Below are 23,229 nucleotides of genomic sequence, written 5' to 3'. Positions count from 1 at the left end.
CCGGTTCTGATTTGAGTACGCAGGCAGAAAGAGTCCCCCCGATATGGCCCAGCGCGCGTTCAACCTGCCCAACATGCTCACCTACGCCCGCATTGTCGCGGTGCCGCTGGTGGTGCTGTGCTTTTTTCTCGAAGGGCATCTGAAATCGAGCGACTTCGCCCGCTGGTCGGCGCTGATCATCTTCCTGCTGGCCTCGATCACCGATTATCTCGACGGCTATCTGGCGCGCGCCTGGCAGCAGACCTCCAACATCGGCAAGATGCTCGATCCGATAGCCGACAAACTGCTTGTCGCCACCTGCCTGCTGCTCTTGGCCGCCGACACCGACCGGCACGCCGGCATCGCCGGCTGGTCGCTTTGGGCGGCGATCATCATCCTGTGCCGCGAGATCCTGGTCTCGGGCCTGCGCGAATATCTGGCGGCGCTGAAAGTCTCGGTGCCGGTGACCCAGCTCGCCAAATGGAAGACCGCCATCCAGATGGTCGCCATCGCCTTCCTGCTTGCCGGACCTGCCGGCGACAAGATCTTCCCGCTGACCACGCAGACCGGGCTGGTGCTGCTGTGGATCGCCGCACTGGTCACGCTCTACACCGGCTACGACTATTTCCGCGCCGGCCTCAAGCACATCATGGACGAGTGAGATGACCACGCGGCTCATCTATTTTGCCTGGGTGCGCGAACGGATCGGCAAGCCTGAGGAAGACGTCGAATTGCCGGCCGGTATCGAGACGGTGGCCGACCTCTTGCGCTGGCTGAAATCGCGCGGCGAGGAGTATGAGCACGCGCTGCAATATCCCGACGTGATCCGTGTCGCCATCAACCAGGAACATGTCGAGCATCGGGAAAAGGTCGCCGGCGCGCGCGAGATCGCGCTGTTTCCGCCGATGACCGGCGGCTGACGCCATGCCCGGCCTGCCGATGGTGCGCATCCAGCGCGAGGATTTCGACGTTGCCGCCGAGATCGCCAGGCTGACGCAGGGCCGCGCCGACATCGGCGCCGTGGTGTCTTTCCAAGGCCTCTGCCGTGACGAGGAAGCTCAGCTGTCGGCACTCGAGCTCGAACATTATCCCGGCATGGCCGAAGCCGAGATCGGCCGCATTGCCGCCGAGGCGGTTCAGCGCTGGCCGCTGCAGGGGCTCACCGTCATCCATCGCCACGGCAAGATCGCACCCGGCGAAAACATCGTGCTGGTGGTGGCGGCGTCCGCGCACCGACAGGCGGCGTTCGAAGCGGCGAATTTCCTGATGGATTTCCTGAAATCGCGCGCGCCGTTCTGGAAGAAGGAACATCGCGTGGACGGCACCGACGGCGGCTGGGTCGAGGCCAAGGACGCCGACGACCAGGCTGCGGCGCGTTGGAAGGCGCGGCCTGAATAAATCTCGGCGTAGCCATGTATTGACCGCATTCCCTTGGCCAAATCGCATCTGGCAAAAGGGAGCAAGGGCATGCTGGACAGGATCGCTGAATTCTTCGTCTTCGGTTTTGTGCCGCTGGTCGTCGGCATGCTGGCCGTTCCCGAAATGTCTGTCGCCGCCGAGAAAACCCTGAAGGGCGAAGTGATGTATCGCGAGCGCATCGCGCTGCCGCCCAACGCCGTACTTTCGGTACAGCTGGCCGACGTGTCTTTGGCCGATGCGCCGGCCGTCATTGTCGGCGAACGCAAGGTGGCGCCGGCCGGCCAGGTGCCGATCAAGTTCGAGATCAGCTTCGATCCAACGGTGATCCGGCCCAACATGACCTACGCGCTGCAGGCGCGCATCACCGCCGACGACAAGCTGCTGTTCATCACGGACACACGCTATCAGGTCGATCCGCTGAGCGATGCGCCGCAGACGATCGTGTTGAAAATGGTGGCGCCGAGCGACAAGCCGACCTCGGCCTCGCTGTTCGATCAGAGCTGGCTGGTCGAATATATCGACGGCATCGGTGTGATCGCGCAACCGAAAGCGACGTTCAGGGTCAGTGAAGCCGGCAAGGCCGGCGGCAGCGGCCCTTGCAACGCCTATTTCGCCACCGCCAAGGTCGAGGGCTCGACGATCGCCGTCAGCGACATCGGCTCGACCTACAAGGCCTGCGCGCCGGAGGTGATGGCCGAGGAAAAGGCGCTGTTCGAGGCGTTGGTCAAGGCGGCGTCGTACCATGTCGATGCTGGCAAGCTCACCATCGCCGACAAGGACGGCCGCGACATTTTGCGGTTCAACGCGGCAAGCTGACGTCGACGGACCTGGCGTGGCGGCGGCGCGGGAATCGTCTTCGCGACTTTTCCGACCCGGATTACGCGACAGCCGGGAATAGTCCGGCCGCGCGAAGCGTTAACGTCCCATATGGCGGGTCGGCAAAAGGGACATGTCCCTTCACTGAAGCCGCCAGACCGAATGCGGCTCGATCTGGCCACTCAAAAAGGAGTCCAGACATGAAAAAGCACGCGCTTATCCTTGCCGCCACAGGCGTTTCGCTGATTACCTTCGCCGGCTTTGCCAGGGCCGACGACCATTTGTTCAATGCACTTCAGCATGGTCTCAGTCCTGACAGCCAACCCTTCCAGACCAACAAGGCCGGCCATAGTGGCGACCTGGCGCCTGGGCAGGGCAGTCCGTTTGTCGGCGACGACACCCAGACACCGGCCACCGACACCGAAGCGGCGAACGATCATGCAAATGTGAAAGAGCGCCAAGCGAAGTGACAGAAAACCCGCCGCTACGGGCGGCGGGAACTCTTGTTCGTCCGATACGCCGCGCCGCCAGTTGACCACTTGGGAGAGCGTCACGTCTGCGGTGGCGGCGGCGCCGGCGTCAGGGCGAACCGGCGCATCAGGTCCATGAGCCTGGCGTGGTCGGGCGGGCCGCCGGCGCTGAAGATGGCGAAGGCCTCGCGGAAATAGTCCGGACCGATCGCCGCCGGCGTCACCACGCAAAGCACCTTGGCGTTCTCGGCGGTGTCGTTGTCGAAGCGGTGGACCGCACCGCGCGGAATGCACAACGCCTGGCCAGGTCCGATATCGTGCCGGTGTCCGTCGACGGTCAGCGTCAGCACGCCTTCGATCCCGTACATCGTCTCTTCATAGTGGTCGTGGCTGTGTGCCGGGGCGGGCAGGCGCTGCGAGCTGGCGACCGTCAGTTCGAAGGCGGCGATGCTGCCGTTCGATTGGTCGCCGGTCAGCAGGAAGTGCACGGCAAGGCCGCCATGGCTGATTGTCTCCTCCGCAGGATTGACGCGAACCTGGCCGGCTTTGTCTAGCATTCCATCCTCCTATGTGGTAAATCGAATTTACCGAAATGAGTAAACTCAATTTACCCGAGTGTCAATGCCGTCATCCACGGAAGATCTACCAAGGAAGCCACCATTGATCGGTGCGCTGCTGCGCGTACCGGCCATGGCCATTCACCGCAAACTGATCCGGGATCTGAAGGCCTCGGGTTTCGAGGACCTCAGCCCGCCGCATATGGCGGTGATCCAATATCCCGGCCCTGATGGCCTTCGGCCGAGCGCGCTTGCCGAGCGCGCCGGGATGAGCAAGCAGGCCATGAACCAGTTGCTGAAGACACTGGAAGCGATGCGTTACATCACCCGCTCGGCGGCACCCGACGAGAGCGGCGGGACCATTGTCCATTTCACCGACCGCGGGCGCGCCGCCTACCAGAAAATGGCCGACATCTTGCTGGACGTCGAGCGCGAATGGGCCAAGGAGCTTGGGCAGAAGCGTTTCACGGAACTGAAAACGCTGCTCGGCGACCTCTGGGACACGCCGCTCATTCGTTGAGCTCAGACCGGCTTCGCCTTCCCGAACCGCGCCCCATAGTGATAGGGCGGCACCTCGACCAGTTTAACAAGCTTCAGGCCGCCGGCTTCGACATCCGTGATGGTCTGTTGCGGTGACAGCCTGAGTTCGGTTCGCGGGCCGCGCGGCTCGCCCAGCACTGTCGTCGTCTCGCGCGGGTGCTGGTGCCAGTTGACGATGACGAAATGTCCGCCGGGGGCGAGCGCCTCGTGCACGGCACGCGCCAGGCGCGGCCGGTCGGGCACGCCGTGGAAGGCGTTGGCCATGAAGACGAAGTCGACTGGCCGGGACACCAGGCTCGCGAGTTCGTAGGCGTCGCCGGCGACGAATTCGCAATTGGTCACGCCGGCGCCGGTCAGCCGTCGTTGCGCGGCCTCCAGCAGGTCGGCATCGATATCGATGGCGATGACACGGCGGGCGACGGCGGCGATCGGCAACGTGAACCAGCCGTCGCCGCAGCAGAGGTCGACCACCTCCATGCCCGGCTTCAGCCCGGTTGCCGCAAGCACGCCGGCTGGATCAGGCCACAGCGCCTCCCACCAGCCGCTCGACGGCATCTCGGTGCCTTGGAAGAAACCGGGGATGGCGCTGGTCATGGTAGGTCGGATCCGCTGGAGCGCGATCCGACCTTAGCGCAGGTCGATCTTCGGGGGGAGGGCAGCGAGGTCCGACGCCAAAGAAAAAGGCCGGCGAAACGCCGGCCTTTTGCATGCATTCCGTTCGCGTCGGCTCAGCCGACGATTTCGGTGTCCGAGAACCAGTACTTGATCTCCTGCGCGGCGGTTTCCGGCGCGTCGGAGCCGTGCACCGAATTCTCGCCGATCGACAGCGCATGGACCTTGCGGATGGTGCCCTCGGCGGCGTTGGCCGGGTTGGTAGCGCCCATCACTTCGCGGTTCCTGGCAATGGCATTTTCGCCTTCGAGCACCTGGACGATGGTCGGCGCCGACGACATGAATTCCACCAGCTCGCCAAAGAACGGGCGATCCTTGTGGACGGCGTAGAAGCCTTCTGCCTCACGGCGGCTCATCCACACACGGCGCGAGGCGATGACGCGCAGGCCGGCCTCTTCCAGCATCCTGGTGATGGCGCCGGTGAGGTTGCGCCGGGTCGCATCCGGCTTGATCATGGAAAAGGTGCGTTCGATCGCCATTGGTCGTCCTTGTGATGAAGAGTGGAATTGGGAGTGGCGGGCTCTATACAAGCCGCCCGACCCATTGCCAAGGGGAGGCGCTCGACCCGCGCTATTGCGCCGCGACCGGCGCCCTGGCGGCGCCGACGTCGCGCAGCGGCGGCAGGCCGTAGAGCCGGCTGTCTTCGCGGCTGAACTGATCGGGTCGCCCCATGTCCTGGTACGGTGTCGCCGTCGAAGGGCGACAGATCGGCCGGGGCGAAGATGGACGGGTCGCAGGGGCGGGGGTATCATCTCCAGGGAAATCAGTTGGATGGGAAGCCGGATACCGGAGGACCTTCGGCGAGATGAACTGGCACGATCTGAGACCCGGGGATATCAAGGGGATCCTGCTGATGGTTGCCCTCTTCGGCGGTCTGGTCGTTGCCATGCTGCTCGGGCTCGGGAAGAATACCAACTTCGGTTTCGGCCCGGAATGGCAATGTACGCCGATGCCGAAGGGCGACCCGATCTGCGTCAGGCTCATCGCCAAGGATGAGGCGAAGTGACCGGAATTATCGCCTGATCACCAGGGGCGACCGTCGGCTTTCCCAGCCCTCGCGTTCCAGCGTCGGCACGTCGTGCTCCTCGCTGGGATAGCCGAGGCAGAAATAGCCGATCAGCGTCCATTCGGGCGGTGTATCGAGGATCTTGGCCATCTCGGCCGCGTCGAGGATCGACACCCAGCCCATGCCGATGCCTTCTGCCCGCGCCGCCAGCCACAGAGTATGCACCGCCATGACGGCCGAATAGTCGATGGTCGCCGGCATGGTCATGCGGCCAAGCCCGTGACCTTGTTCAGTCGTACGGTCGGCGAAAACCGCGAACTGGCAGGGTGCTTCGTTGAGACCGGCAAGCTTCAGCCGGGCATAGAGCGCTGCGCGCTCGCCCGAAAAGCATGTAAGCGCCTCGGCATTGCAGCGCTCGAAAGAGCCTCTCACGGCCGCGCGCCGTTCGGCGCTGTCGACCACAACGAAGCGCCACGGCTGGCTGAGCCCGACGGACGGCGCGATGCTGGCAAGCTCCAGCAGCCGTTCCAGCGTCCCCTCGGGCAAAGCCGTCCGTTCGAAGCGCCGCACATCCCGACGCCAGCGCAGCAGCGTAACGAGCCCGGCGCGAAAATCGGCGGTGAAATCGGGAGGTGACGACATGGCGGTCTCGCTAGGAGTAAGGCAGTAGGGCAGTAGGGCAGTAGGGCAAGGTTTAGTTGAGGCAGTCCGAGCACCGTAACCTACTGCCCTACTGCCTTATTGCCCATTGCCTTACTGTGCCGCCTCCACCGTGCGGCCGAGGCCGTCATGAAGGTCGAGGCAGCGTTCGAACCATTGCGCAACGATGTCGCTATCGTCGAGCAAGCGGTAGGGCGAGGTGATGCGCGCCCATTGCAGCGCGCCGAAGACGATGTAATCGGCAAAGAGCGGCAAGGCGCCGCCGATGAACGGCTGATAGCCGAGCATCGAACGCAGCGGCTCCAGCGCGGCACGGAAGCCGGCGAGCCCGGCATCGCGGGCCGCCGTCACCGCTTCCAGCGGCTTGCCGAAGCGCTGCTCGCGGCTGGAGCGGAAATAGGCGGCGTTCTCGTCGTCCTGCATGGCGTGGATGTCGAGCAGCGCGGCCGTGGTGACATAGGGATGGATGGTGAGTTGCGACCAGCGCTCGATGAAACGCGCCATCGCCTTGCCGCCGTCGCCGGCAAACAGCGTCGGCCGCTCGGGATAGGTCTCGTCCAGATAGAGCGCGATGGCGAAGGAATCGGCCACCACACGATCGCCGTCGCGGATCACCGGCACGGTCTTCGAGACACCGCCCTCGACCCTGGGCACGTCGAGAAAGCGGGTCGGCAGGCTGGATCTGTCGAGACCTTTATGTGCAAGCGCCATGGCGACCTTCCAGCAATGCGGGCTGAACGGACGGGTCGTGTCGCGTCCGACGAGTTCATAGAACAGAATGGCCATTGGCGGCTGCGTCCTCGCGGTCTAATTAGGCGCCTGCGGCTGAAGCGGAACTCGTCGGCGGGAAGAAAAGATGAAACAGCATTTCATGATGTTTGCGGCCTACAATCAATGGGCCAATGGCCGCATCTACAATGCTGCCGCCGATCTCGTGGACGAAGAATTCGAAAGGGACGTCGGCGCCTTCTTCGGCTCGATGGCCGGCACGCTCAATCATCTGCTGGCCGCGGACCGCGTCTGGATGAAGCGCTTCACCGGCACGGGCGACGCACCGTCGCGAACCGACGCCGTCCTCCACCGTGCTTTGCCTGTCCTGTGGCAGGCGCGCGAGGCGGAGGACAAGAGGATCATCGGCTGGATCGACGGCATGAGCGACAAGGCGCTTGCCGGCCGCTTCTCCTACATGACGCTTTCCGATATGCGCACCGTTTCGCAGCGACTGGCGCCGGCGCTCAGCCACTTCTTCAACCATCAGACCCATCATCGCGGCCATGCCCACATGATCCTGACCGTGCTTGGCCGGCCCTCCGTGCCGCTCGATCTGGTGCTGTTCCAGCGCAGCGAGGAAGGCCGCGCCTACGCCTGATGCACCTTCCTGCAATCCGAGTGGTAGATTCCTCAAATTTAAAAATTTGAGCAAGTTCGTCTAAATTCTTCTTGCCGCAGCGTAGAGATTAAAAACCACGACTCTTCATATGCACAAAAGCTAAAGAAACCAAAACACCGCTCTCCGCGTATCTTATCGAAAAAGAACGAGTGCGTTTAGATCTGTGAGTGCTGAAATGCGAAAATAGAAAACCACACAGGAGAGTGTTATGGCCAGTATCGTAAAGAGAATCGCCAGTACATTGGCGAGTGGTGCAATCATCGTTATTCTCGCCATGCCTGCGAACGCCCAAAGCGTCGGGCTTGGTGGACTTGGCGGCGTATCCGTCGGCGGAAACAGAGCCGACGCCAATGCGGGCGGGCCAAATGGAGCTGACGCAAATGCATCTTTCGGCGGTAGCAGAACCAGTGCCAACGTTTCGATCGGCGGCACAAATGGCGCCGATGGGACTGCCACCATCGGCGGCAGCAGTTCCACAGCTACCGCATCCATCGGTGGCACCAACGGCGCTGGAGCAAATGCGACTTTGGGCAACGGCACCAACAGCGCGGTCGGCGTGACACTCGGCGGCACGAGCGCCAATGTCGGAGTTGGAACGCCAGGGGTTCCTGGCACCCTCGGCACTGCGGCAACTGCCACCACGCCGGCTATGCCGGGCGTCGTCGCCAGCATGTCGAGCAGCCAGCTGACACGCATGAAGAAGCGCTGCATCGATGTGCTCAGCAGCGAGGGCACCTACGACAGCGACCTGCGGCAGCTCTGCCTGATGATCTCCCGTCGCTGAGACGGGGTTCGCCGGGAGTGTCGAACCAGCCGTGGGGCTTTACGGCACTCTCCTACTGCATGCCCCGGACTTCCCGAGGACATGCGCTGACGAGAAGCCTCCGGCCAGTCGGAAAGCCCGCCACGCAAGTGGCGGGCTTTTTGTGACCGCCGGCATCTTCACGGCGATGGCCGTGCTTTCGACGGGCTGTTAACCACATTACAATTGAAGGCAAGGTTTTAGGGTTTCATTTGTGTTCCTACTGCAAAATGGCGGACACGGTGGAGAATGGCATGCGGATCGATCTGTCGCCCACGAGTTGGGGCAGGGTCATAGTGGTCACAGTTGTCGGCACGGCGATCTGTATCGCGGCTGCCTTCTTTGTCGATTCCTACAATTTTTCGTCGCTGTCGCCTGATGCGTTGCGCTGGGCGCAACTCACCGACCTGCTGCTGCCGCTTGTGCTGGGTGGATCGTTCTTCTCTTTCCTGATGTACAAGATGCGTCAGCTGGCCATCGCCCAGAAAGAGCTGAGCATCGTCGCGGCGACCGACAGCCTGACGGCGGTGTTCAACCGCGGCGCGTTTTCAATGCTGGTTGAAGCCTATCTCGACCAGGCGCGCAGCCAGGTCGTCGTCAATGCCGGCGCCTTGCTGATCGTCGACGCCGACCATTTCAAGACCATCAACGATCGACTGGGTCACGATTGCGGCGATCAGGCGCTGAAGCTGATTGCCGAGACGATCAAGGCCCAGCTGCGCGGCGCCGATATTGTCGGACGCATCGGCGGCGAGGAGTTCGCCGTTTTCCTGCCCGGCGCCGACCCGTCGCAGTCCTGGCTGGTCGCCGAGGGGATCCGGCGGCGCATCCGCGAGGTCGAATTTGCCCCGGGTGGACGACCTTGTCCGCTCTCGGTGAGCATCGGCGGCGTCGCCTTCAGCGGGCCCACCACCTATGCCGACATGTTCCTGACGGCCGACCGGCACCTCTACAAGGCCAAGTCGAACGGGCGCGACCAGGTCAGTTTTGAGACAACCGGGCCGCGCGGCCTGCTGACCGGCGATCCGGCAACGTTCCATTGAGATTGAGCGATAGGTCAGAGCGGGCCTGATCAGGCGGATCACTGCAACGCCGACCTGATATAGCGCAGTGGAGCTGTTACCGTCCGGTCTGGCTGCAGGCGGTGGAGGTTCTGGTGCTGGCCGATACCGGCTTCTACCTGGCGCATCGCGCCTTTCACGCCGTCCCGTTCCTGTGGCGCTTCCATTCGATCCACCACAGCATCGAGGAGATGGATTGGCTGGCCGCGCACCGCGTCCATCCTGTCGACCAGATCCTGACCAAATCGGCCTCGTTCGTGCCGGTTTTCGCGCTCGATTTTTCGAGCACCGCCATACTGATCTTCACACTGATCTATCAGTGGCAGTCGCTGTTCATCCATTCCAACACGCGTATCAAGGTCGGACCGTTGAAATGGCTTCCGGCGTCACCGCAGTTTCATCATTGGCATCATGCCAATGAGCGTGAAGCCTGGGACAAGAATTTCGCCGGGCAGCTGCCTTTGCTCGACATGCTGGGAGGCACGTTGTTCATGCCCTACAGGATGCCGCAGAAATACGGCACCGATGATCCGGTCCCGCCGCTCTATCATCAGCAGCTTGCCTATCCGTTTGTCGGCAGCACCGGACAGCTCGCGCAAGCTGCAAGGCTGGCCGAAGCCGCACCTACGCCGGCCGGCAAGTCCGATTGATCTTTTCGCCGGCCAGGTTTGATCCGCCGTCTCAGGCGGCGTAGCCGCCATAGCCGCGCGCGACCGGCTTGACCGAGATGATCGGCTGGACTGGTGGCCAGAGGATGCCGGCCGTCACCGCAAAGGTGATCAGCGCATCGCGCGCGGCCTCAGTCGAGATTTCGCCGGTGCGTGCCGCCTCGCAGGCCTTCACCGCGGCGCCATAGCTCACGCGTCGGCGCGACGGCGGAAATTCGGTCAGGAAATCATGCATTTCGAACAGCGAGGCGAGCATGCGTTTGTGGCCGGCGCCAACGGTGACGGCAACCGGGGTGAAGAACATCGCGTCGTGCATTCTGGCCTCTCTGGATTGGCGGAGGGGAGGCGGTCGCCGCTCTCCGATCAGGGTTGGACGCCAGAAAACGCGGCGCGGGGCCTGAGGTTCCATGACAGAGAATTTTGCTTTTTGACGTCGCTCCCCCGGTCGGCATCCGCGGTTGCAGCCGGCGGCTATTTCCACATGCCGCGCATGCGGGCACCGAGGTCGACCCGAACGTCAGGTCTGTGGCGAGGATCGTCCTTTGCGTGGACGCTCGCCCACGAGGTCTGCTCGAAGGCGCCGAGGATGGAGGCCGGTATGAAGCGGCTGCGTGAGGCATAAACGTTGCGGTCGCCGCGCGCCGGCTGGTTGTGCGGATAAAAGCGCTGCGGCGTCACCAGGTGCAGGCCGTCCTTGGCCCGCGTCATCGCGACGTAAAGCAGCCGGCGCTCCTCCTCGATGTCTTCCTTGGTGCCGACGCCGAGATCGGCCGGGATGCAGCCATCGACGGTGTTGAGCACGAAGACGTTCTTCCATTCCTGGCCCTTGGCCGAATGGATGGTCGACAGGATCAGATAGTCCTCATCGCGATGCGGCGGCCCGGCCTGGTCGCTGGTCGCATCCGGTGGATCGAGCGTCAGTTCGGTCAGGAAGCGCTCGCGCGAGGCGTAGCCGAAGGCGATCTGCTCGAGCTGCAGGAGGTCGGCTCGCCGCGTCGTTGCATCCTCATGCATGCGCTCAAGATGCGGCTCGTACCACAGCCTGACCTGTTCGAGATCGGCCGGCCATTTGCCTGACCTGGCGCGCAGGCCGGAATAGAGCGTGACGAATGCCGGCCAGTCCTCCGCGGCGCGTTGCGGCGGCCGGTAACGGGCCAGCCCCATCGCTTCATCGAGCGATGTCGCCATGGTCTCGACGACGGCGCTGGCCGCCGAAGGGCCGATGCCGGGCAGAAGCTGCAGCACGCGAAAGCCGGCGACGCGGTCGCGCGGGTTCTCGGCAAAGCGCAGCACCGCCAGCACGTCCTTGACGTGGGCGGCGTCAAGGAATTTCAGACCGCCGAACTTGACGAACGGGATGTTGCGGCGCGTCAGCTCGATCTCCAGCGGCCCGCTGTGATGCGAGGCACGAAACAGCACCGCTTGCGACTTCAGCACCGTGCCGGCCTCGCGCTCGGCGAGGATCGCCTGGCAGACATAATTTGCCTGTTCAGCCTCGTCGCGCACGCTGACCAGTTTCGGCTTTTGCGAGGATTTGCGCTCCGACCACAGATTCTTGGTGAAGCGCTCCGACGCTTCGGAAATCACCGCATTGGCCGCAGCCAAAATGGTCACGGTCGATCGGTAGTTGCGCTCCAGCATGATGACGTCTGCGGCTCGCGTGAATTGCTGGGGGAAATCCAGGATGTTGCGCACCTCGGCGGCGCGGAACGAATATATCGACTGCGCGTCGTCGCCGACCACCGTCAGTCCGGCGCCGTCCGGCTTCAGCGCTGAAAGGATCGAGGCCTGCAGTCTGTTGGTGTCCTGGTATTCGTCGACCAGCACATGATCAAAACGGGAAGAAAGATGCGTGGCGATTTCAGGCTCGACCGCCATCTGCGCCCAGTAGAGCAGCAGGTCGTCGTAATCGAGCACGTTCTGCGCCTGCTTGGCCTCGACATATCCGGCGAACAGCGCCTTTAGCTGTTCTGCCCACCCTGAGCACCAGGGAAAAGCCGCACCCAGCACCTCGCCGAGCGGCGCCTGCGCGTTGACAGTGCGCGAATAGATCGCCAGGCACGTGCCCTTGGTCGGAAAACGGCTTTCGGTCTTCGAAAAGCCGAGTTCATGCCGGGCAAGATTCATCAGGTCGGCGGAATCCTCGCGATCGTGGATGGTAAAGGTCGGATCGAGGCCGATCGTTAGTGCATAGTCGCGCAACAGCCGGGCGCCAATGCCATGAAATGTACCCGCCCAACTCAGCGCGTCGGCGATGACGGACGCATCGCGGCCCAGCACCTCGCCGGCAATGCGTTCGACCCGTCTGGCCATTTCGCTGGCAGCGCGGCGCGAGAACGTCATGAGCAGGATGCGTCGCGGATCGGCGCCCTTGACGATCAGATGCGCAACCCGGTGGGCCAGCGTGTTGGTCTTGCCGGAGCCGGCGCCGGCAATCACCAGCAACGGTCCCGCGATCTGGCCGTCGCCATGTTCGACGGCCAGCCGCTGCTCGGCGTTGAGCTTGGCGAGATAGGCGGGCTGCAGGGTCGAATCATTGATGGCGATGGTCATCGCCCATCAAGCATCGTTTCTGCTTTGTTCGCAACGGGCTACCGCAGCTCGGCCTCTACCGGGCTTTATCCCTGTGGGGATGGCTGGCCTATCTCCGCGGGGCGACGCCCATTGCCGCCGACTGGCGTCGCAAGGCGCGTTCGTCGCCGGGCATCGGCAGCGGTTCGAAATTGTCAGGCACCTCGTCGATGATTTTTCTGGCGGCGCGATAGGCCGCATAGGCGACAAGGCCGGTTATGAGCAGACGGATCATGGCGCGATCTCCTTTGCTCAACCAACCGCAGAGGCGGCGTTTTGTTCCAGCCGGTGGCGCCGCCCGATGAGGTGTGCAACCAAAGCCGAACCACCTCGTTGCCTTTACGAAGGAGAGGGCAGACCCAGGGAGGTTGCCATGAAAGGGTTTCCGATTGCGGTCCCGATTCTGCTGGCGATGGCGCTCGCGGCCTGCGACAACAACATCCAGCCGACCAAGGCGCCCGTGGTCGACCAAGTCCCGCAGCCGGCGCCGAAGTCACCCATGGGTGGCGACCAGGCGCCGCCGGCGCAATAGATCGGGCCATCGCGGCCAAGATGAATCTTTACCGCCCCAGCAGATTTCGGGCGGCATGAAGCACGGTGGACCAGCGTGATACCGCCTTGTCCAGTTCGAAGACGAGATAGCGTGCGGGTTCAGCGCCGACGGACTTCAGTCCGTGCATTGCACCGGCAGGGTGATAAAGCAGCGCCGGAGCCGAAACCCGCTTGCCCAGCGTCTCAATCGCACCGGAGAACAGGACAATTGCCACGTCATAACGGTCGGCATGGGGCGCGTAGCCGACGCCAGGCATTGCGATCGAGACATGACAGTGCAATCGATCGAGCCATCTGGTCTTCGCGTTGAGGATGGTCCCCCGATTGCGCTTGCCGAGATCCGCGGCGGCAAACAGCGTGTCTGAGCTCCGCACGAAGGCCAGCTTCGACGCTTCACCGGGCGCATGGCCTCGCTCGTTGCGCCATTTGAGCATCGTGTAGAGCACTGGTTTGTCGCTGGCATTGACCAGCGTGTGCGGCTGGAAGGCGGGGTAATAGGCGAAATCGCCTGCGTTCATCGTTTCGCTTCGAATGCTCTCAGACCCGACATCGTCGGCAGTTATCAACGCTGCTTGCCCCGAAACGACGATGAGGATCTCTTCTTCCACATGGGTGTGCAGTGAATGCGGCGTGGCGCCGGGCGCCAGTACCGACGAGTGCGCGTCCATGAATTCGATCTTGGCCGTGCGGCCGCGAAAGTGCGGCATCGAGGCGAAATGTGCCACCGGCTTGGCCGGCAGTTCGGGCAGATCGACCACGGCGTTCGGTATTGCGGCAAGCCTGCGCGGGCCGGGCGGTCTGGCGATCTGGTTGATACCGATCGGCGAGCGGCCGGAAACGACCAGTACCGGCGGTCTTGGCTCCGTCTTGAAATGGAACGGCCAATCGAAGGCCTCAGGAATGAAAACGGCGCGGTCGGCGCGGGCATATTGCAGCAGCAAGGCGACGCGCGCAGTCGTCGACGGGTTGTGCGAGCCATGCCAGACTCTGCCGTCAAAGATCAGCGCGGCACCATCGCAAACGTCGGGCTGAACGATTGTTGCGTCTTCAGCAAAAGTCCGCGCTGCATCCAGCACAGCCGCATCGGAATTTTCCGCCGCATTCATTCCAAGCCTGGCTTTGATCTCCTGAACCGTGGCGCCATAGCGGTGCGAACCCCTGACGAATTTGAGGCCCGACGCGGAATTTGTGTTCTCCAGGCCGAGCCACACGGTCAGGAAGCCGCCATCGGCCGATGACGATTCAACATCGCAGTGAAACGGATGCTCCGTGTCCGGACGCCTGATGACGACATGCGCGGCCCACAGAATGATGTCTTCGCCGAGGACCGGACGTACCAGCGCGAGGATGCGCGGGTCGCTGGCGATCTTGTAGTAGTGATGATTGGCGACAGCGGACGCCTTGCTCCACACCTTCTTTTTCTGGCGTTCCTTGATCAGCCTGGGCAGAAGTCGGCCCCGTTCCTTTCGGCTTAGAACCGGAAACGGACCAGCGAAACCGTCGCGCTCAATGTCGTCGATCATCAATCAGCTTTTTAGGTGAACCCAATCGGAACCGATTGCCTGAGCCGAGAGTACGACAGGCGCGCATCGCAAAACAAGAGCGGAGAAGAAGGCCGGCGCTGCTCGGGAGGAAGCTGAAAGCGCCGGCCAAGCGGGAAAACAGGCCCGCCGCACGACCGAAGATAGCTGAGTCTTTCCTCTGCGTCATGAGGTGACCCGCATCGACCTGCTCATGACGGCGCTCCTGCACAAAATCAGCGGAAAACCCTGAAATCCTGCAGCATCTCGCCACGACTGGTCCGCTCTGCAAGGGTATAGCCGGAAAGATGAAAAAGCTTCTGTCCGGTGGCCTCATGTTCGCCTCGATCACAATCGCGGCGCTGGTCTTGTGACCGTGGTCTACAACCATCGGGAACGGCTGAGCGATCGTCAGCTGATCGCGATAGCGGTTGCCGATGCTGTAAAATCTCCACATGGCCCGATCAGATACAGTTCCGCCGACGAGCGGATGAGGCTCAATCCGGGATGCTGCATTGTGGGCAAGAACACTCTCAGTAGGAGCGACCTCAGGCCTTAGCCTGCCGCAACACCGGGCCGCTGGCGATCTCGGCGTCCAGCTGGCACTGTGTCAGCGCCGCCTCGGCCATGATCCACTGCTTGAACAGGTCCACCTTGCGCGCATAGAGCGCGGTGGCCGGGCTGACGAAATACCAGCCGGCACTGTTGGGGTGATGCACGGCAAACGGTGCCACCAGCCGCTCGGCGCGGATGTCGCTCGCCATATAGGCGCGGTTGGCGACTGCAAAGCCCATGCCGGCATTGGCCGCTTCATACGACATCATGCAGGAATCGAAATAGATGCTCTTGGCCTCGCCGAGCACGGAACTCGCGCCGGCAAAACCCAGCCACGACTGCCAGTTCTGCGTGCAGGTGTCGGAATGCAGCAGCGTAAAATGCCTGAGGTCGTCCGGCGTCACCTTTGACACCGGCTTGTCGCCGAGAATCTCCTGGAACAGCTTTCTGCTGCATACCGGCGTCAAATCCTCCTTGAACAAGAGGTCCGCCGCCAGGTCGGGAAAGTTGCCATCGCCATAGCGGATCTCGAGGTCGAACTCGGAAGTAGCGAACTCATTGGTGGCGTAGGAGGTCGAGACGCGCATCTCGATTTCGGGATATTGCCGCTGGAACAGCGGCAGGCGCGGAAACAGCCAACGCGCGGCGAAAGTCGGCAGCACCGAAATCTTCAGCACATGCGCCTGCGACTGTCCGGTCGCTTCCATGCTGGCCGCCACGATCCGCTCCAATGCCTCGCGAACGCGCGACACATAGGTCTCGCCCTCGGGCGTCAGCGAAACCGCATTGCCGCCGCGCTGGAAGATCTTGAAGCGCAGCTGGTCCTCAAGACTCTTGACGCGCTGACTGACCGCGGAAGCAGTAATGAACTGCTCTTCGCCGGCGCGCGTAAAGTTACGGTGCCGGGCGGCACTTTCCACAATCTTCAGCGAATTGAGGTTGACCTGACTGAGCAGACGCACGCGTTTCGACCTTAAGCTGGGCTTACACTAGCACCAGCATTCCTAATTTTACAGGGGTGGGGGAATTAATCGACTGTTTACCAAGTGATGCCCCCACCCTGGAGAAGTAGAATGAACGCCCATACCATTCCCGATTTGCGCTATGCGATGAGCCGTGAAGCCATTATCGGTCACGAAACAGCCTGGAAAGTGTCGAGTTTTGGCGTCGCGCAGTATCTGCACGGCTACGATCCGGCGTTGCTGGCGGCAATCGAGGAGGCGGCGTTGAAGCTCAAGTCCAGCCACGCCGTGCACAAGCATCTCGATCTGACCTTCATCACCGGTGCCGATCGCTTCATCCCGGAGATCAAGGAACTGCTGCATGACAAGCTGCGCCTGGAGCGTCTGTCCGATATGATGGGCACCAAGCTCGAGCCTTACCCGCTGTCGATCGTCGGCTCGACCGTCACTTTCATGAATCCCAAGGATGGCGCCGTCGATTGGCATTGCGACGGTGTTCCGGTCACCGAACTCATTCCGCTTTCGATCAGCAATCCGCTGGTTGGCGGCCATCTCGAAATCTACTGCGACGATTCCGAAACCGGCCGCGCCATCCTCGAATCCGGCCGCGAGATCCCACGCAACCGCATCATGCGCATCGACCACAAGATGAACTACGCGACGCTCGGGCAGTTTCTTGGCGTTCTGCACCGGACGGCACCGATCCAGTTCGGTGACCGCGTCACGCTGGTGCTCAACCAGCGCTCGGTGGCCAAGCCCTATGTCGACGACAACCGCATGTTCTATCTCGCAGCCGACAATGACCATGATCGCGAATGGGTCAACGAACTGGCCGAAGACGTCTGGACAAACCAGCTGCCGGCCTATCGCCGCTTCGAGGAAGAACGTCCGGTTGCGGCGGCGACCGATGCGCCGCTCCCGGGCGGCCCAAGGGAATCATGGTAGCCAGCGCATAGAAGTGGACACCGGTTTGACCGTCGGTTCGGAAGAAATCATGGTCGGCGACAGGGACAGGGCGCCGTCCCGGCCTTCCCGGGACGGGCCGGGCTCGCCATCGGCCCTGGTCTTCGCCGCCGGCGCGGTCGCCCTGTGGTCGACCAACGCGCTGGTCGGCAGATCCCTGCTGGCCAGCCATCCGGTGTCGCTGGTGCAGTTGCTGCAGTTTTGCGGAGCGGCGCTGGTGTTCGCCGTCATCCATTTGGCGAGCCGCAAGAACGCGACCCCCGAAAGGGCAGCCACGGGCGCCCAGGCGGTCGCGGTCGGCATCATCGGCCTGGTCGGCACCATGGTGCTGCAATACATCGCCTTTGCCTCCATGCCGGTGATCGAGGCAAATCTCGTCGCCTACACCTGGCCGCTGATGGTTGCGGCGGCGGTCATCGTGCTGGGCAAGCCGCAGCGCCCCGTGCTTCTCGGCTTGACTGCCGTGCTCGGCTTTGTCGGCGTGGCGTTGGTGATCTCGGGTGGTCGCGGCCAGCCATTTCTCCAGGGCAGCATCGTCGGCTATCTCGCCGCCTTCGGCTCGGCGCTGTGCATGGCGTTCTATTCGATCGCGATCGCTCGCCTGACCACTCCGTCGGAGCGTTTGCTTTTGCCTTCGGCACTGGTCGGCGTCGGCCTGACCTTGCTGTGGTGTGTTCACGACGGCACGGCCTGGCCAGCTGGCGCGGACCTCCTGCTTGGCCTCTATCTCGGCGCCGGTCCGATGGGGCTGGGCTATTATTTCTGGTCGCGCGCCTTGAAGCTCGAAGGCGGCGGCAAGGTTGCGGTTGTCGCCTATCTGACGCCGATCGCCTCGACGCTGCTGCTGACGCTGTCCGGTGAAAGGCTGACGCTGACCGCGATTGCCGGTGCGGTCCTCGTCATCGGTAGTTGCATTGCGGTGGGCATAGAACGCTCGGAGGCTGAAAACCATGCTTGACGACGATGAACGCCTCGCCAGACAGGAAGCATACTGGCTGATCAAGGAGTTCGGCGCCGAGGCGCCGCTCTATGCCGCGATGAAAGCCGAAAAGGCGATCGAGCAAAAAGACTTCGGGCGGTGCGCCCGCTGGAAACGTATTCTAGAGATATTGGCCGACTCCACACCCGTCGGTTCCGCAACGGCGAAATCAGCTGCTTCGAAGTATTAGATTTTCTAATTTGCAACGTTGCAACGTGATGTGGAAACATCCTCCTGCACCGATTCTTGATGATTTACTGACGCTTAACGACCCGCTGGGGGGTGCTGTTAAGTGGATACATCGAGAACACTCTTCAAAAAAAGCCGGCAAATGCATCACCGGCGGGAGAAAAACAAATTGCAAACTCTCGACAACAAGACTGCTATTGAACTGACCGCCGACATTGTATCGGCCTATGTCGGCAACAATCCACTGCCAGCTTCTAGTCTACCGGACTTGATCGCAAGCGTCAGCGCTTCGGTTCGTAAGTTGGGCAATGCCCCCGCCGTGGAGAGCCCTGTGCTTAACCCGGCCGTCAATCCGAAGCGTTCGGTGTTTCCCGACCACATCGTCTGCCTCGAGGACGGCAAGAAATTCAAGTCGCTGAAGCGCCACTTGATGACCGATCATGGCCTCAGCCCGGACGAGTATCGCACCAAATGGAGCTTGCCGCCGGACTATCCGATGGTGGCGCCGAACTATTCCGCGACCCGTTCGGCATTGGCCAAATCCTCGGGCCTCGGCCGCAAGCCGGCCGTTCCGGCCGCCACGGCCAAGGTGACGAAGCGCAAGACGAAGGCCTGACCCAGGTCGTCTCTGAAAGTTATCGGTTTGCAGTCATGGACGGCGCGCTTCAGGCGCGCCGTTTTCATGCCTTATGCCCCGGCCGGCCCTCCAAGCCCTTGCGAAGCGCCGCCCTCCCGTGCAAAAGCCCCGGCATGCTTATCATCAACGACCTTTCGCTCCGCATGGCCGGACGCCTGCTTCTCGACCATGCCTCGCTGACCTTGCCGGCCGGCACCAAGGCCGGCCTCGTCGGCCGCAACGGCACTGGCAAGACGACCTTGTTCAAGGCCATCACCGGCGATTTCCCTTCTGAGACCGGCTCGATCAGCCTGCCGAAAAACACCCGCATCGGCCAGGTGGCGCAGGAAGCGCCGGGCACCGAGGAGCCGCTGATCGAGATCGTGCTCAAGGCCGACCTCGAGCGCACTGCGCTGCTTGAGGAGGAGAAGACCGCCACCGACGCGCACCGCATCGCCGACATCCACATGCGGCTGGCCGATATCGATGCGCACTCGGCCGAGTCGCGCGCGGCCACCATCCTTGCTGGCCTCGGCTTCGATGATGCGGCGCAGCGCCGCCCGGCCTCGTCCTTCTCTGGCGGCTGGCGTATGCGCGTGGCGCTCGCCGCGGTGCTGTTTGCCGAGCCCGACCTTCTGCTGCTCGACGAGCCGACCAACTATCTCGATCTCGAAGGCACGCTGTGGCTGGAAAACTATGTGTCGAAGTATCCGCACACGGTGCTTCTGATCTCGCACGACCGCGACCTGCTCAACCGCGCCGTCAATTCCATCGTCCATCTCGACCAGAAGAAGCTGACCTTCTGGCGCGGCGGCTACGACCAGTTCGAGCGCCAGTACACCGAGCAGAAGGAGTTGCAGGAGAAGGGCCGCGTCAAGCAGGAAGCCGCGCGGAAGCATATGGAATCCTTCGTCGAGCGCTTCCGCGCCAAGGCGTCCAAGGCCAGGCAGGCGCAGTCGCGCATCAAGGCGCTGGAGAAGATGAAGCCGATCGCGGCGATCGTGAACGACACCGTGCGGCCGTTCTCTTTCCCCGAGCCTGTGAAGACGGTGGCGTCGCCGATCGTGGCGCTGAACAACGTCAATGTCGGCTACACCGAAGGCCAGCCGATCCTGAAGAAGATGACGCTGCGCATCGACGCCGACGACCGCATCGCGCTGCTCGGCGCCAATGGCAATGGCAAGTCGACCTTCGCCAAGCTTCTGTCGGGCCGGTTGAAGCAGGAAACCGGCACCATGACGGTTGCGCCCGGGCTGAAAGTGGCGATCTTCGCCCAGCATCAGCTCGACGATCTCAGGCCGGAGGAAAATGCCTACGAGCATGTCCGCCGGCTGATGCCGGAAGCGCCGGAATCCAAGGTGCGCGGCCGCGTCGCCCAGTTTGGCCTCACCACCGAAAAGATGAATACGGCGGCTAAGGACCTGTCCGGCGGCGAGAAGGCGCGGCTCCTGATGGGCCTGTCAGCTTTCGAGGGGCCGAATCTGTTCATCCTCGACGAGCCGACCAACCATCTCGACATCGACAGCCGTGAATCCTTGATCCATGCGCTGAACGAGTTTCCCGGCGCCGTCATCCTGATCTCGCATGACCGCCATCTGCTGGAGGCGACCGCCGACCGGCTGTGGCTGGTCAAGGACGGCGCGGTCAATCCCTATGATGGCGACCTCGAGGACTACAAGACGCTGGTTACCGGTGTCTCCGGCGACCGTCGCGGCAAGCGCGAGGCCGAGAAGGCGTCGAAGGCCGATCGCCGCCGCGATGCGGCAGCGCGCCGCGCCGCCTTTGAGCCGCTGGCCAAGGAAATCCGCGCCACCGAGGCGCTGATGGACCGCATCCGCAAGCGCATCGACCTGATCGAGGACGAACTCGCCAACCCGGCGGTGTATGAAAAGGATCCGTCGACGGCGACCCGGCTCGCCAAGGAGCGCTCGCAGCTGGCCCAGCAGCTTGCCGGCCACGAGGAAAAGTGGCTGACCATGTCGGCCGAATATGAGGAAGGCACGGCGGAGTGATTTACCCTCCCCCTTGTGGGGAGGGTCGATCCGCGAAGCGGAGCGGGGTGGGGGTCTGCGCCGCACCGCACCCCGGCGCCACGCGCCGACCCTCCCCATCAAGGGGAGGGTAAGATCTGGCCCAACACGCCGCGTCTGGAACCCGCTAGACACGCACCATGAACCAGCACGCCAAGCTCCGCATCGGCCACTCAGCCTGTCCGCATGATTGCCCGTCGACCTGCGCACTCGAGGTCGAATTGCTCGACGGCAACCGCATTGGCCGCGTCCATGGCGCCAAGGCTGACACCTACACTTCCGGAGTCGTCTGCGCCAAGGTCGCGCGCTACGCCGACCGTGTCCACCATCCGGACCGGCTGCTGAAACCGCTGGTGCGGGCCGGCGCCAAGGGCGAGGGCGTCTGGAAGGACTCGAGCTGGGAAGCGGCGCTCGACCTCGTCGCCGAGAAATTCATCGCGGCGGAAGAAAAATACGGCTCGGAGACAGTCTGGCCTTATTACTATGCCGGCACGATGGGGCTGGTGCAGCGCGACGGCATCGACCGTTTGCGCCACGCCAAGAAATATTCGGGCTTCTTCGGCTCGATCTGCACCAACCTGGCCTGGACCGGCTGGATGATGGGGGCGGGCGCCTTGCGCGGGCCGGACCCGCGCGAGATGGCCAAATCGGACTGCGTGGTGATCTGGGGCACCAACGCCGTGGTCACGCAAGTCAATGTCATGACCCACGCCATCAAGGCGCGCAAGGAACGCGGAGCGAAGATCGTCGTCATCGACGTCTATGAGAACGCGACGATGAAGCAGGCCGACATGGGCCTGGTGCTGAAGCCCGGCACCGACGGCGCGCTGGCCTGCGCGGTCATGCATGTGCTGTTTCGCGACGGCATGGCCGACCGCACCTATCTCGAAAAGTACACCGACGATTCGCGCGGGCTGGAAGAGCATCTCAGGACCCGCACACCGGAGTGGGCGGCCACCATCACCGGACTAAGCGTCGCCGAGATCGAAGATTTCGCCCGTCTCGTCGGCACGACCAAGAAAACCTATTTCCGCCTTGGCTACGGTTTTTCGCGCCAGCGCAACGGCTCGGTCAACATGCATGCAGCGTCCTGTATCGCCGCCGTTACCGGCGCCTGGCAATATGAGGGCGGTGGAGCCTTGCACTCCAATTCCGGCATCTTCAAGCTCAACCAGGAGCTGCTCGAAGGCACGCAGATGCGCGATCCTTCGATCCGTTATCTCGACCATTCACGCATCGGCCCGGTGCTGACCGGTGCGGCGGACGCGCTCTATGGCGGCCCGCCGGTAACGGCGATGCTGATCCAGAACACCAACCCGGTGAATGTCGCCCCCGAGCAGCGGCTGGTGAAACAGGGGTTCCTGCGCGACGATTTGTTCACCTGCGTACACGAGCAGTTCATGACCGACACGGCAAAGCTCGCCGATGTCGTGCTGCCGGCGACGATGTTCCTGGAGCATGACGACGTCTACAAAGGTGGTGGCAACCAGCACATCACGCTTGGCCCCAAGCTGATCGAACCGCCTGTAGGTCCGCGCACCAACCATTTCGTCATCGAGCAACTGGCCGAACGTCTCGGCGTCGCCGACCGGCCGGGCTTTGGCCTCACCGAGCAGCAGCATATCGACATCATCCTCGGCAAACGCGGGCTGGGCAGTTTCGCCAGCCTGAAGGAAGACAAATGGGTCGACCTGCAGCCGGATTTCGAGGCGGCGCATTTCATCAATGGCTTCGGTCACGCCGACAAGAAATTCCACTTCCGCGCCAACTGGAGCGGGCAGGCGGCGCCCAACCGGCCGCCGAAAAGCATGGGCCTGTTCGGGCCGGTGGCCGAGCTGCCGGAATTCCCCGACCATGTCGACCTGATCGAGGTCGCGGACGCCGAGCATCCGTTCCGGCTGACGACATCGCCGGCACGCAATTTCCTCAACTCGACCTTTTCCGAGACACCAGTGTCGAAGGCCAAGGAGGGTCGGCCGGAATTGTTGTTGCATCCAGACGACGCCGCTGCCCTTGGATTGGGCGATGGCGACCGCATCGAGGTCGGCAATCGGCGCGGCGAGGTGGTGCTGCACGCAAAACTGTTCGACGGCATCAAGCGCGGCGTGGTGATCGCCGAAGGCATCTGGCCAAACAGCGCCCATGAGCGTGGCGAGGGCATTAATGTGCTGACCAGCGCCGATGCGCCTGCGCCCTATGGCGGTGCCGCCTTCCACGACAACAAGGTCTGGTTGCGGCCGGCCGACTGAAAC

General features: G+C 62.9%; 29 protein-coding genes. 18 read left to right on the top strand and 11 right to left on the bottom strand.

Annotated elements, in window-relative coordinates; genetic code table 11:
* The first annotated feature begins 43 nt into the window (after positions 1 to 43).
* The 5 genes from pgsA (at position 44) to AC1DXM_RS18275 (ending at position 2,684) form a co-directional block, all read left to right on the top strand.
* Positions 44 to 640 (top strand): CDP-diacylglycerol--glycerol-3-phosphate 3-phosphatidyltransferase, encoded by a 597-nt coding sequence (gene pgsA / locus AC1DXM_RS18295; RefSeq protein WP_140710699.1) that lies wholly within the window; start codon positions 44 to 46, stop codon positions 638 to 640.
* A 1-nt stretch (position 641) separates the two neighbouring features.
* The gene (moaD, locus tag AC1DXM_RS18290; protein ID WP_112560833.1) at positions 642 to 899 is read left to right on the top strand and encodes a molybdopterin converting factor subunit 1; all 258 of its coding nucleotides are present in this window, start codon (positions 642 to 644) and stop codon (positions 897 to 899) included.
* Between the two features lie 4 nt (positions 900 to 903).
* Positions 904 to 1,377 (top strand): molybdenum cofactor biosynthesis protein MoaE, encoded by a 474-nt coding sequence (locus AC1DXM_RS18285; RefSeq protein WP_477234881.1) that lies wholly within the window; start codon positions 904 to 906, stop codon positions 1,375 to 1,377.
* A 69-nt stretch (positions 1,378 to 1,446) separates the two neighbouring features.
* A complete protein-coding gene (locus tag AC1DXM_RS18280) occupies positions 1,447 to 2,214 on the top strand; it encodes a YbaY family lipoprotein (RefSeq protein WP_477234879.1) in 768 nt (255 codons plus the stop codon).
* 200 nt (positions 2,215 to 2,414) lie between these two features.
* Complete coding sequence (locus tag AC1DXM_RS18275) at positions 2,415 to 2,684, top strand: hypothetical protein (protein ID WP_477234877.1); 270 nt, start codon at positions 2,415 to 2,417, stop codon at positions 2,682 to 2,684.
* 80 nt (positions 2,685 to 2,764) lie between these two features.
* Here the strand turns inward: AC1DXM_RS18275 and AC1DXM_RS18270 are convergent, their stop codons facing one another.
* Positions 2,765 to 3,241, bottom strand: coding sequence for a cupin domain-containing protein (locus tag AC1DXM_RS18270; protein WP_477234875.1), 477 nt, complete (start codon positions 3,239 to 3,241; stop codon positions 2,765 to 2,767).
* A 103-nt stretch (positions 3,242 to 3,344) separates the two neighbouring features.
* Between AC1DXM_RS18270 and AC1DXM_RS18265 the strand changes: the two genes are divergently transcribed.
* Positions 3,345 to 3,761 (top strand): MarR family winged helix-turn-helix transcriptional regulator, encoded by a 417-nt coding sequence (locus AC1DXM_RS18265; protein WP_477234873.1) that lies wholly within the window; start codon positions 3,345 to 3,347, stop codon positions 3,759 to 3,761.
* A gap of 2 nt (positions 3,762 to 3,763) precedes the next feature.
* Here AC1DXM_RS18265 and AC1DXM_RS18260 read toward each other — a convergent pair whose 3' ends face one another.
* Together AC1DXM_RS18260 and ndk are read right to left on the bottom strand one after the other, a co-directional pair.
* Positions 3,764 to 4,375, bottom strand: coding sequence for a class I SAM-dependent methyltransferase (locus AC1DXM_RS18260; RefSeq protein WP_477234871.1), 612 nt, complete (start codon positions 4,373 to 4,375; stop codon positions 3,764 to 3,766).
* Between the two features lie 134 nt (positions 4,376 to 4,509).
* Positions 4,510 to 4,932: a nucleoside-diphosphate kinase gene (gene ndk, locus AC1DXM_RS18255; RefSeq protein WP_192259008.1), complete on the bottom strand. Its 423-nt coding sequence runs from the start codon at positions 4,930 to 4,932 to the stop codon at positions 4,510 to 4,512.
* 326 nt (positions 4,933 to 5,258) lie between these two features.
* Between ndk and AC1DXM_RS18250 the strand changes: the two genes are divergently transcribed.
* Positions 5,259 to 5,459: a hypothetical protein gene (locus AC1DXM_RS18250; RefSeq protein WP_352558018.1), complete on the top strand. Its 201-nt coding sequence runs from the start codon at positions 5,259 to 5,261 to the stop codon at positions 5,457 to 5,459.
* 6 nt (positions 5,460 to 5,465) lie between these two features.
* Here the strand turns inward: AC1DXM_RS18250 and bluB are convergent, their stop codons facing one another.
* Together bluB and AC1DXM_RS18240 are read right to left on the bottom strand one after the other, a co-directional pair.
* Positions 5,466 to 6,101 (bottom strand): 5,6-dimethylbenzimidazole synthase, encoded by a 636-nt coding sequence (gene bluB, locus AC1DXM_RS18245; protein WP_477234868.1) that lies wholly within the window; start codon positions 6,099 to 6,101, stop codon positions 5,466 to 5,468.
* 111 nt (positions 6,102 to 6,212) lie between these two features.
* On the bottom strand, positions 6,213 to 6,905 hold the full coding sequence (locus tag AC1DXM_RS18240; RefSeq protein WP_477234866.1) for a glutathione S-transferase family protein: 693 nt from the start codon (positions 6,903 to 6,905) through the stop codon (positions 6,213 to 6,215).
* Between the two features lie 70 nt (positions 6,906 to 6,975).
* Here AC1DXM_RS18240 and AC1DXM_RS18235 point away from each other — a divergent pair, with 70 nt between their 5' ends.
* From AC1DXM_RS18235 to AC1DXM_RS18220, 4 genes are all read left to right on the top strand, one after another.
* The gene (locus AC1DXM_RS18235) at positions 6,976 to 7,488 is read left to right on the top strand and encodes a DinB family protein (protein WP_477234864.1); all 513 of its coding nucleotides are present in this window, start codon (positions 6,976 to 6,978) and stop codon (positions 7,486 to 7,488) included.
* 229 nt (positions 7,489 to 7,717) lie between these two features.
* Positions 7,718 to 8,293, top strand: coding sequence for a hypothetical protein (locus AC1DXM_RS18230; RefSeq protein ID WP_477234862.1), 576 nt, complete (start codon positions 7,718 to 7,720; stop codon positions 8,291 to 8,293).
* A 272-nt stretch (positions 8,294 to 8,565) separates the two neighbouring features.
* On the top strand, positions 8,566 to 9,354 hold the full coding sequence (locus tag AC1DXM_RS18225) for a GGDEF domain-containing protein (RefSeq protein ID WP_477234860.1): 789 nt from the start codon (positions 8,566 to 8,568) through the stop codon (positions 9,352 to 9,354).
* Between the two features lie 113 nt (positions 9,355 to 9,467).
* Entirely contained in the window at positions 9,468 to 10,022 is a 555-nt protein-coding gene (locus tag AC1DXM_RS18220) for a sterol desaturase family protein (RefSeq protein ID WP_477234858.1), read from the top strand.
* 31 nt (positions 10,023 to 10,053) lie between these two features.
* On the opposite strand, the gene AC1DXM_RS18215 is transcribed toward AC1DXM_RS18220, so the two are convergent.
* From AC1DXM_RS18215 to AC1DXM_RS18205, 3 genes are all read right to left on the bottom strand, one after another.
* Entirely contained in the window at positions 10,054 to 10,356 is a 303-nt protein-coding gene (locus tag AC1DXM_RS18215) for a DUF982 domain-containing protein (protein ID WP_477234856.1), read from the bottom strand.
* A 155-nt stretch (positions 10,357 to 10,511) separates the two neighbouring features.
* Positions 10,512 to 12,593, bottom strand: a complete 2,082-nt coding sequence (locus tag AC1DXM_RS18210; RefSeq protein WP_477234854.1) for an ATP-dependent helicase — start codon at positions 12,591 to 12,593, stop codon at positions 10,512 to 10,514.
* A gap of 88 nt (positions 12,594 to 12,681) precedes the next feature.
* A complete protein-coding gene (locus AC1DXM_RS18205) occupies positions 12,682 to 12,846 on the bottom strand; it encodes a hypothetical protein (protein WP_477234852.1) in 165 nt (54 codons plus the stop codon).
* Between the two features lie 138 nt (positions 12,847 to 12,984).
* Between AC1DXM_RS18205 and AC1DXM_RS18200 the strand changes: the two genes are divergently transcribed.
* Positions 12,985 to 13,143, top strand: a complete 159-nt coding sequence (locus AC1DXM_RS18200; protein ID WP_477234850.1) for a hypothetical protein — start codon at positions 12,985 to 12,987, stop codon at positions 13,141 to 13,143.
* A 28-nt stretch (positions 13,144 to 13,171) separates the two neighbouring features.
* Here AC1DXM_RS18200 and AC1DXM_RS18195 read toward each other — a convergent pair whose 3' ends face one another.
* From AC1DXM_RS18195 to AC1DXM_RS18185, 3 genes are all read right to left on the bottom strand, one after another.
* On the bottom strand, positions 13,172 to 14,686 hold the full coding sequence (locus AC1DXM_RS18195) for a cupin domain-containing protein (protein ID WP_477234848.1): 1,515 nt from the start codon (positions 14,684 to 14,686) through the stop codon (positions 13,172 to 13,174).
* Positions 14,670 to 15,140 (bottom strand): hypothetical protein, encoded by a 471-nt coding sequence (locus AC1DXM_RS18190; RefSeq protein ID WP_477234846.1) that lies wholly within the window; start codon positions 15,138 to 15,140, stop codon positions 14,670 to 14,672. The genes AC1DXM_RS18195 and AC1DXM_RS18190 overlap by 17 nt, the downstream gene beginning before the upstream one ends.
* Before the next feature lie 91 nt (positions 15,141 to 15,231).
* Complete coding sequence (locus tag AC1DXM_RS18185) at positions 15,232 to 16,200, bottom strand: LysR substrate-binding domain-containing protein (RefSeq protein WP_477234844.1); 969 nt, start codon at positions 16,198 to 16,200, stop codon at positions 15,232 to 15,234.
* A 111-nt stretch (positions 16,201 to 16,311) separates the two neighbouring features.
* Here AC1DXM_RS18185 and AC1DXM_RS18180 point away from each other — a divergent pair, with 111 nt between their 5' ends.
* The 6 genes from AC1DXM_RS18180 to AC1DXM_RS18155 all read left to right on the top strand — a co-directional run bounded on the left by AC1DXM_RS18180 (position 16,312) and on the right by AC1DXM_RS18155 (position 23,226).
* Positions 16,312 to 17,145 (top strand): hypothetical protein, encoded by an 834-nt coding sequence (locus AC1DXM_RS18180; RefSeq protein WP_477234842.1) that lies wholly within the window; start codon positions 16,312 to 16,314, stop codon positions 17,143 to 17,145.
* 49 nt (positions 17,146 to 17,194) lie between these two features.
* Complete coding sequence (locus AC1DXM_RS18175; RefSeq protein WP_477235042.1) at positions 17,195 to 18,121, top strand: DMT family transporter; 927 nt, start codon at positions 17,195 to 17,197, stop codon at positions 18,119 to 18,121.
* Positions 18,114 to 18,332 (top strand): hypothetical protein, encoded by a 219-nt coding sequence (locus tag AC1DXM_RS18170; protein ID WP_477234840.1) that lies wholly within the window; start codon positions 18,114 to 18,116, stop codon positions 18,330 to 18,332. Before AC1DXM_RS18175 ends, AC1DXM_RS18170 begins: the two co-directional genes overlap by 8 nt.
* 141 nt (positions 18,333 to 18,473) lie before the next feature.
* The gene (locus AC1DXM_RS18165) at positions 18,474 to 18,947 is read left to right on the top strand and encodes a Ros/MucR family transcriptional regulator (protein ID WP_477234838.1); all 474 of its coding nucleotides are present in this window, start codon (positions 18,474 to 18,476) and stop codon (positions 18,945 to 18,947) included.
* A gap of 134 nt (positions 18,948 to 19,081) precedes the next feature.
* A complete protein-coding gene (locus AC1DXM_RS18160) occupies positions 19,082 to 20,959 on the top strand; it encodes an ABC-F family ATP-binding cassette domain-containing protein (RefSeq protein ID WP_023819154.1) in 1,878 nt (625 codons plus the stop codon).
* Between the two features lie 158 nt (positions 20,960 to 21,117).
* Positions 21,118 to 23,226, top strand: a complete 2,109-nt coding sequence (locus AC1DXM_RS18155) for a molybdopterin-containing oxidoreductase family protein (protein ID WP_477234836.1) — start codon at positions 21,118 to 21,120, stop codon at positions 23,224 to 23,226.
* Positions 23,227 to 23,229: the final 3 nt, after the last annotated feature.

The organism is Mesorhizobium sp. P3_A2, assembly GCF_056403115.1.
This window is presented reverse-complemented; position numbering and strand designations above follow the sequence as displayed.

Bases quoted from the DNA above. Each gene is read 5' to 3' on its own strand.
- pgsA (WP_140710699.1), top strand. From the start codon at position 44: ATGGCCCAGCGCGCGTTCAACCTGCCCAACATGCTCACCTACGCCCGC.
- AC1DXM_RS18170 (WP_477234840.1), top strand. From the start codon at position 18,114: ATGCTTGACGACGATGAACGCCTCGCCAGACAGGAAGCATACTGGCTG.
- AC1DXM_RS18270 (WP_477234875.1), bottom strand. From the start codon at position 3,241: ATGCTAGACAAAGCCGGCCAGGTTCGCGTCAATCCTGCGGAGGAGACA.
- AC1DXM_RS18165 (WP_477234838.1), top strand. From the start codon at position 18,474: ATGCATCACCGGCGGGAGAAAAACAAATTGCAAACTCTCGACAACAAG.
- AC1DXM_RS18155 (WP_477234836.1), top strand. From the start codon at position 21,118: ATGAACCAGCACGCCAAGCTCCGCATCGGCCACTCAGCCTGTCCGCAT.
- AC1DXM_RS18205 (WP_477234852.1), bottom strand. From the start codon at position 12,846: ATGATCCGTCTGCTCATAACCGGCCTTGTCGCCTATGCGGCCTATCGC.
- AC1DXM_RS18250 (WP_352558018.1), top strand. From the start codon at position 5,259: ATGAACTGGCACGATCTGAGACCCGGGGATATCAAGGGGATCCTGCTG.
- AC1DXM_RS18280 (WP_477234879.1), top strand. From the start codon at position 1,447: ATGCTGGACAGGATCGCTGAATTCTTCGTCTTCGGTTTTGTGCCGCTG.
- AC1DXM_RS18240 (WP_477234866.1), bottom strand. From the start codon at position 6,905: ATGGCCATTCTGTTCTATGAACTCGTCGGACGCGACACGACCCGTCCG.
- AC1DXM_RS18160 (WP_023819154.1), top strand. From the start codon at position 19,082: ATGCTTATCATCAACGACCTTTCGCTCCGCATGGCCGGACGCCTGCTT.
- ndk (WP_192259008.1), bottom strand. From the start codon at position 4,932: ATGGCGATCGAACGCACCTTTTCCATGATCAAGCCGGATGCGACCCGG.
- AC1DXM_RS18285 (WP_477234881.1), top strand. From the start codon at position 904: ATGCCCGGCCTGCCGATGGTGCGCATCCAGCGCGAGGATTTCGACGTT.
- AC1DXM_RS18225 (WP_477234860.1), top strand. From the start codon at position 8,566: ATGCGGATCGATCTGTCGCCCACGAGTTGGGGCAGGGTCATAGTGGTC.
- AC1DXM_RS18175 (WP_477235042.1), top strand. From the start codon at position 17,195: ATGGTCGGCGACAGGGACAGGGCGCCGTCCCGGCCTTCCCGGGACGGG.
- AC1DXM_RS18215 (WP_477234856.1), bottom strand. From the start codon at position 10,356: ATGCACGACGCGATGTTCTTCACCCCGGTTGCCGTCACCGTTGGCGCC.
- AC1DXM_RS18190 (WP_477234846.1), bottom strand. From the start codon at position 15,140: ATGTGGAGATTTTACAGCATCGGCAACCGCTATCGCGATCAGCTGACG.
- AC1DXM_RS18235 (WP_477234864.1), top strand. From the start codon at position 6,976: ATGAAACAGCATTTCATGATGTTTGCGGCCTACAATCAATGGGCCAAT.
- bluB (WP_477234868.1), bottom strand. From the start codon at position 6,101: ATGTCGTCACCTCCCGATTTCACCGCCGATTTTCGCGCCGGGCTCGTT.
- moaD (WP_112560833.1), top strand. From the start codon at position 642: ATGACCACGCGGCTCATCTATTTTGCCTGGGTGCGCGAACGGATCGGC.
- AC1DXM_RS18200 (WP_477234850.1), top strand. From the start codon at position 12,985: ATGAAAGGGTTTCCGATTGCGGTCCCGATTCTGCTGGCGATGGCGCTC.
- AC1DXM_RS18195 (WP_477234848.1), bottom strand. From the start codon at position 14,686: ATGATCGACGACATTGAGCGCGACGGTTTCGCTGGTCCGTTTCCGGTT.
- AC1DXM_RS18230 (WP_477234862.1), top strand. From the start codon at position 7,718: ATGGCCAGTATCGTAAAGAGAATCGCCAGTACATTGGCGAGTGGTGCA.
- AC1DXM_RS18260 (WP_477234871.1), bottom strand. From the start codon at position 4,375: ATGACCAGCGCCATCCCCGGTTTCTTCCAAGGCACCGAGATGCCGTCG.
- AC1DXM_RS18275 (WP_477234877.1), top strand. From the start codon at position 2,415: ATGAAAAAGCACGCGCTTATCCTTGCCGCCACAGGCGTTTCGCTGATT.
- AC1DXM_RS18210 (WP_477234854.1), bottom strand. From the start codon at position 12,593: ATGACCATCGCCATCAATGATTCGACCCTGCAGCCCGCCTATCTCGCC.
- AC1DXM_RS18180 (WP_477234842.1), top strand. From the start codon at position 16,312: ATGAACGCCCATACCATTCCCGATTTGCGCTATGCGATGAGCCGTGAA.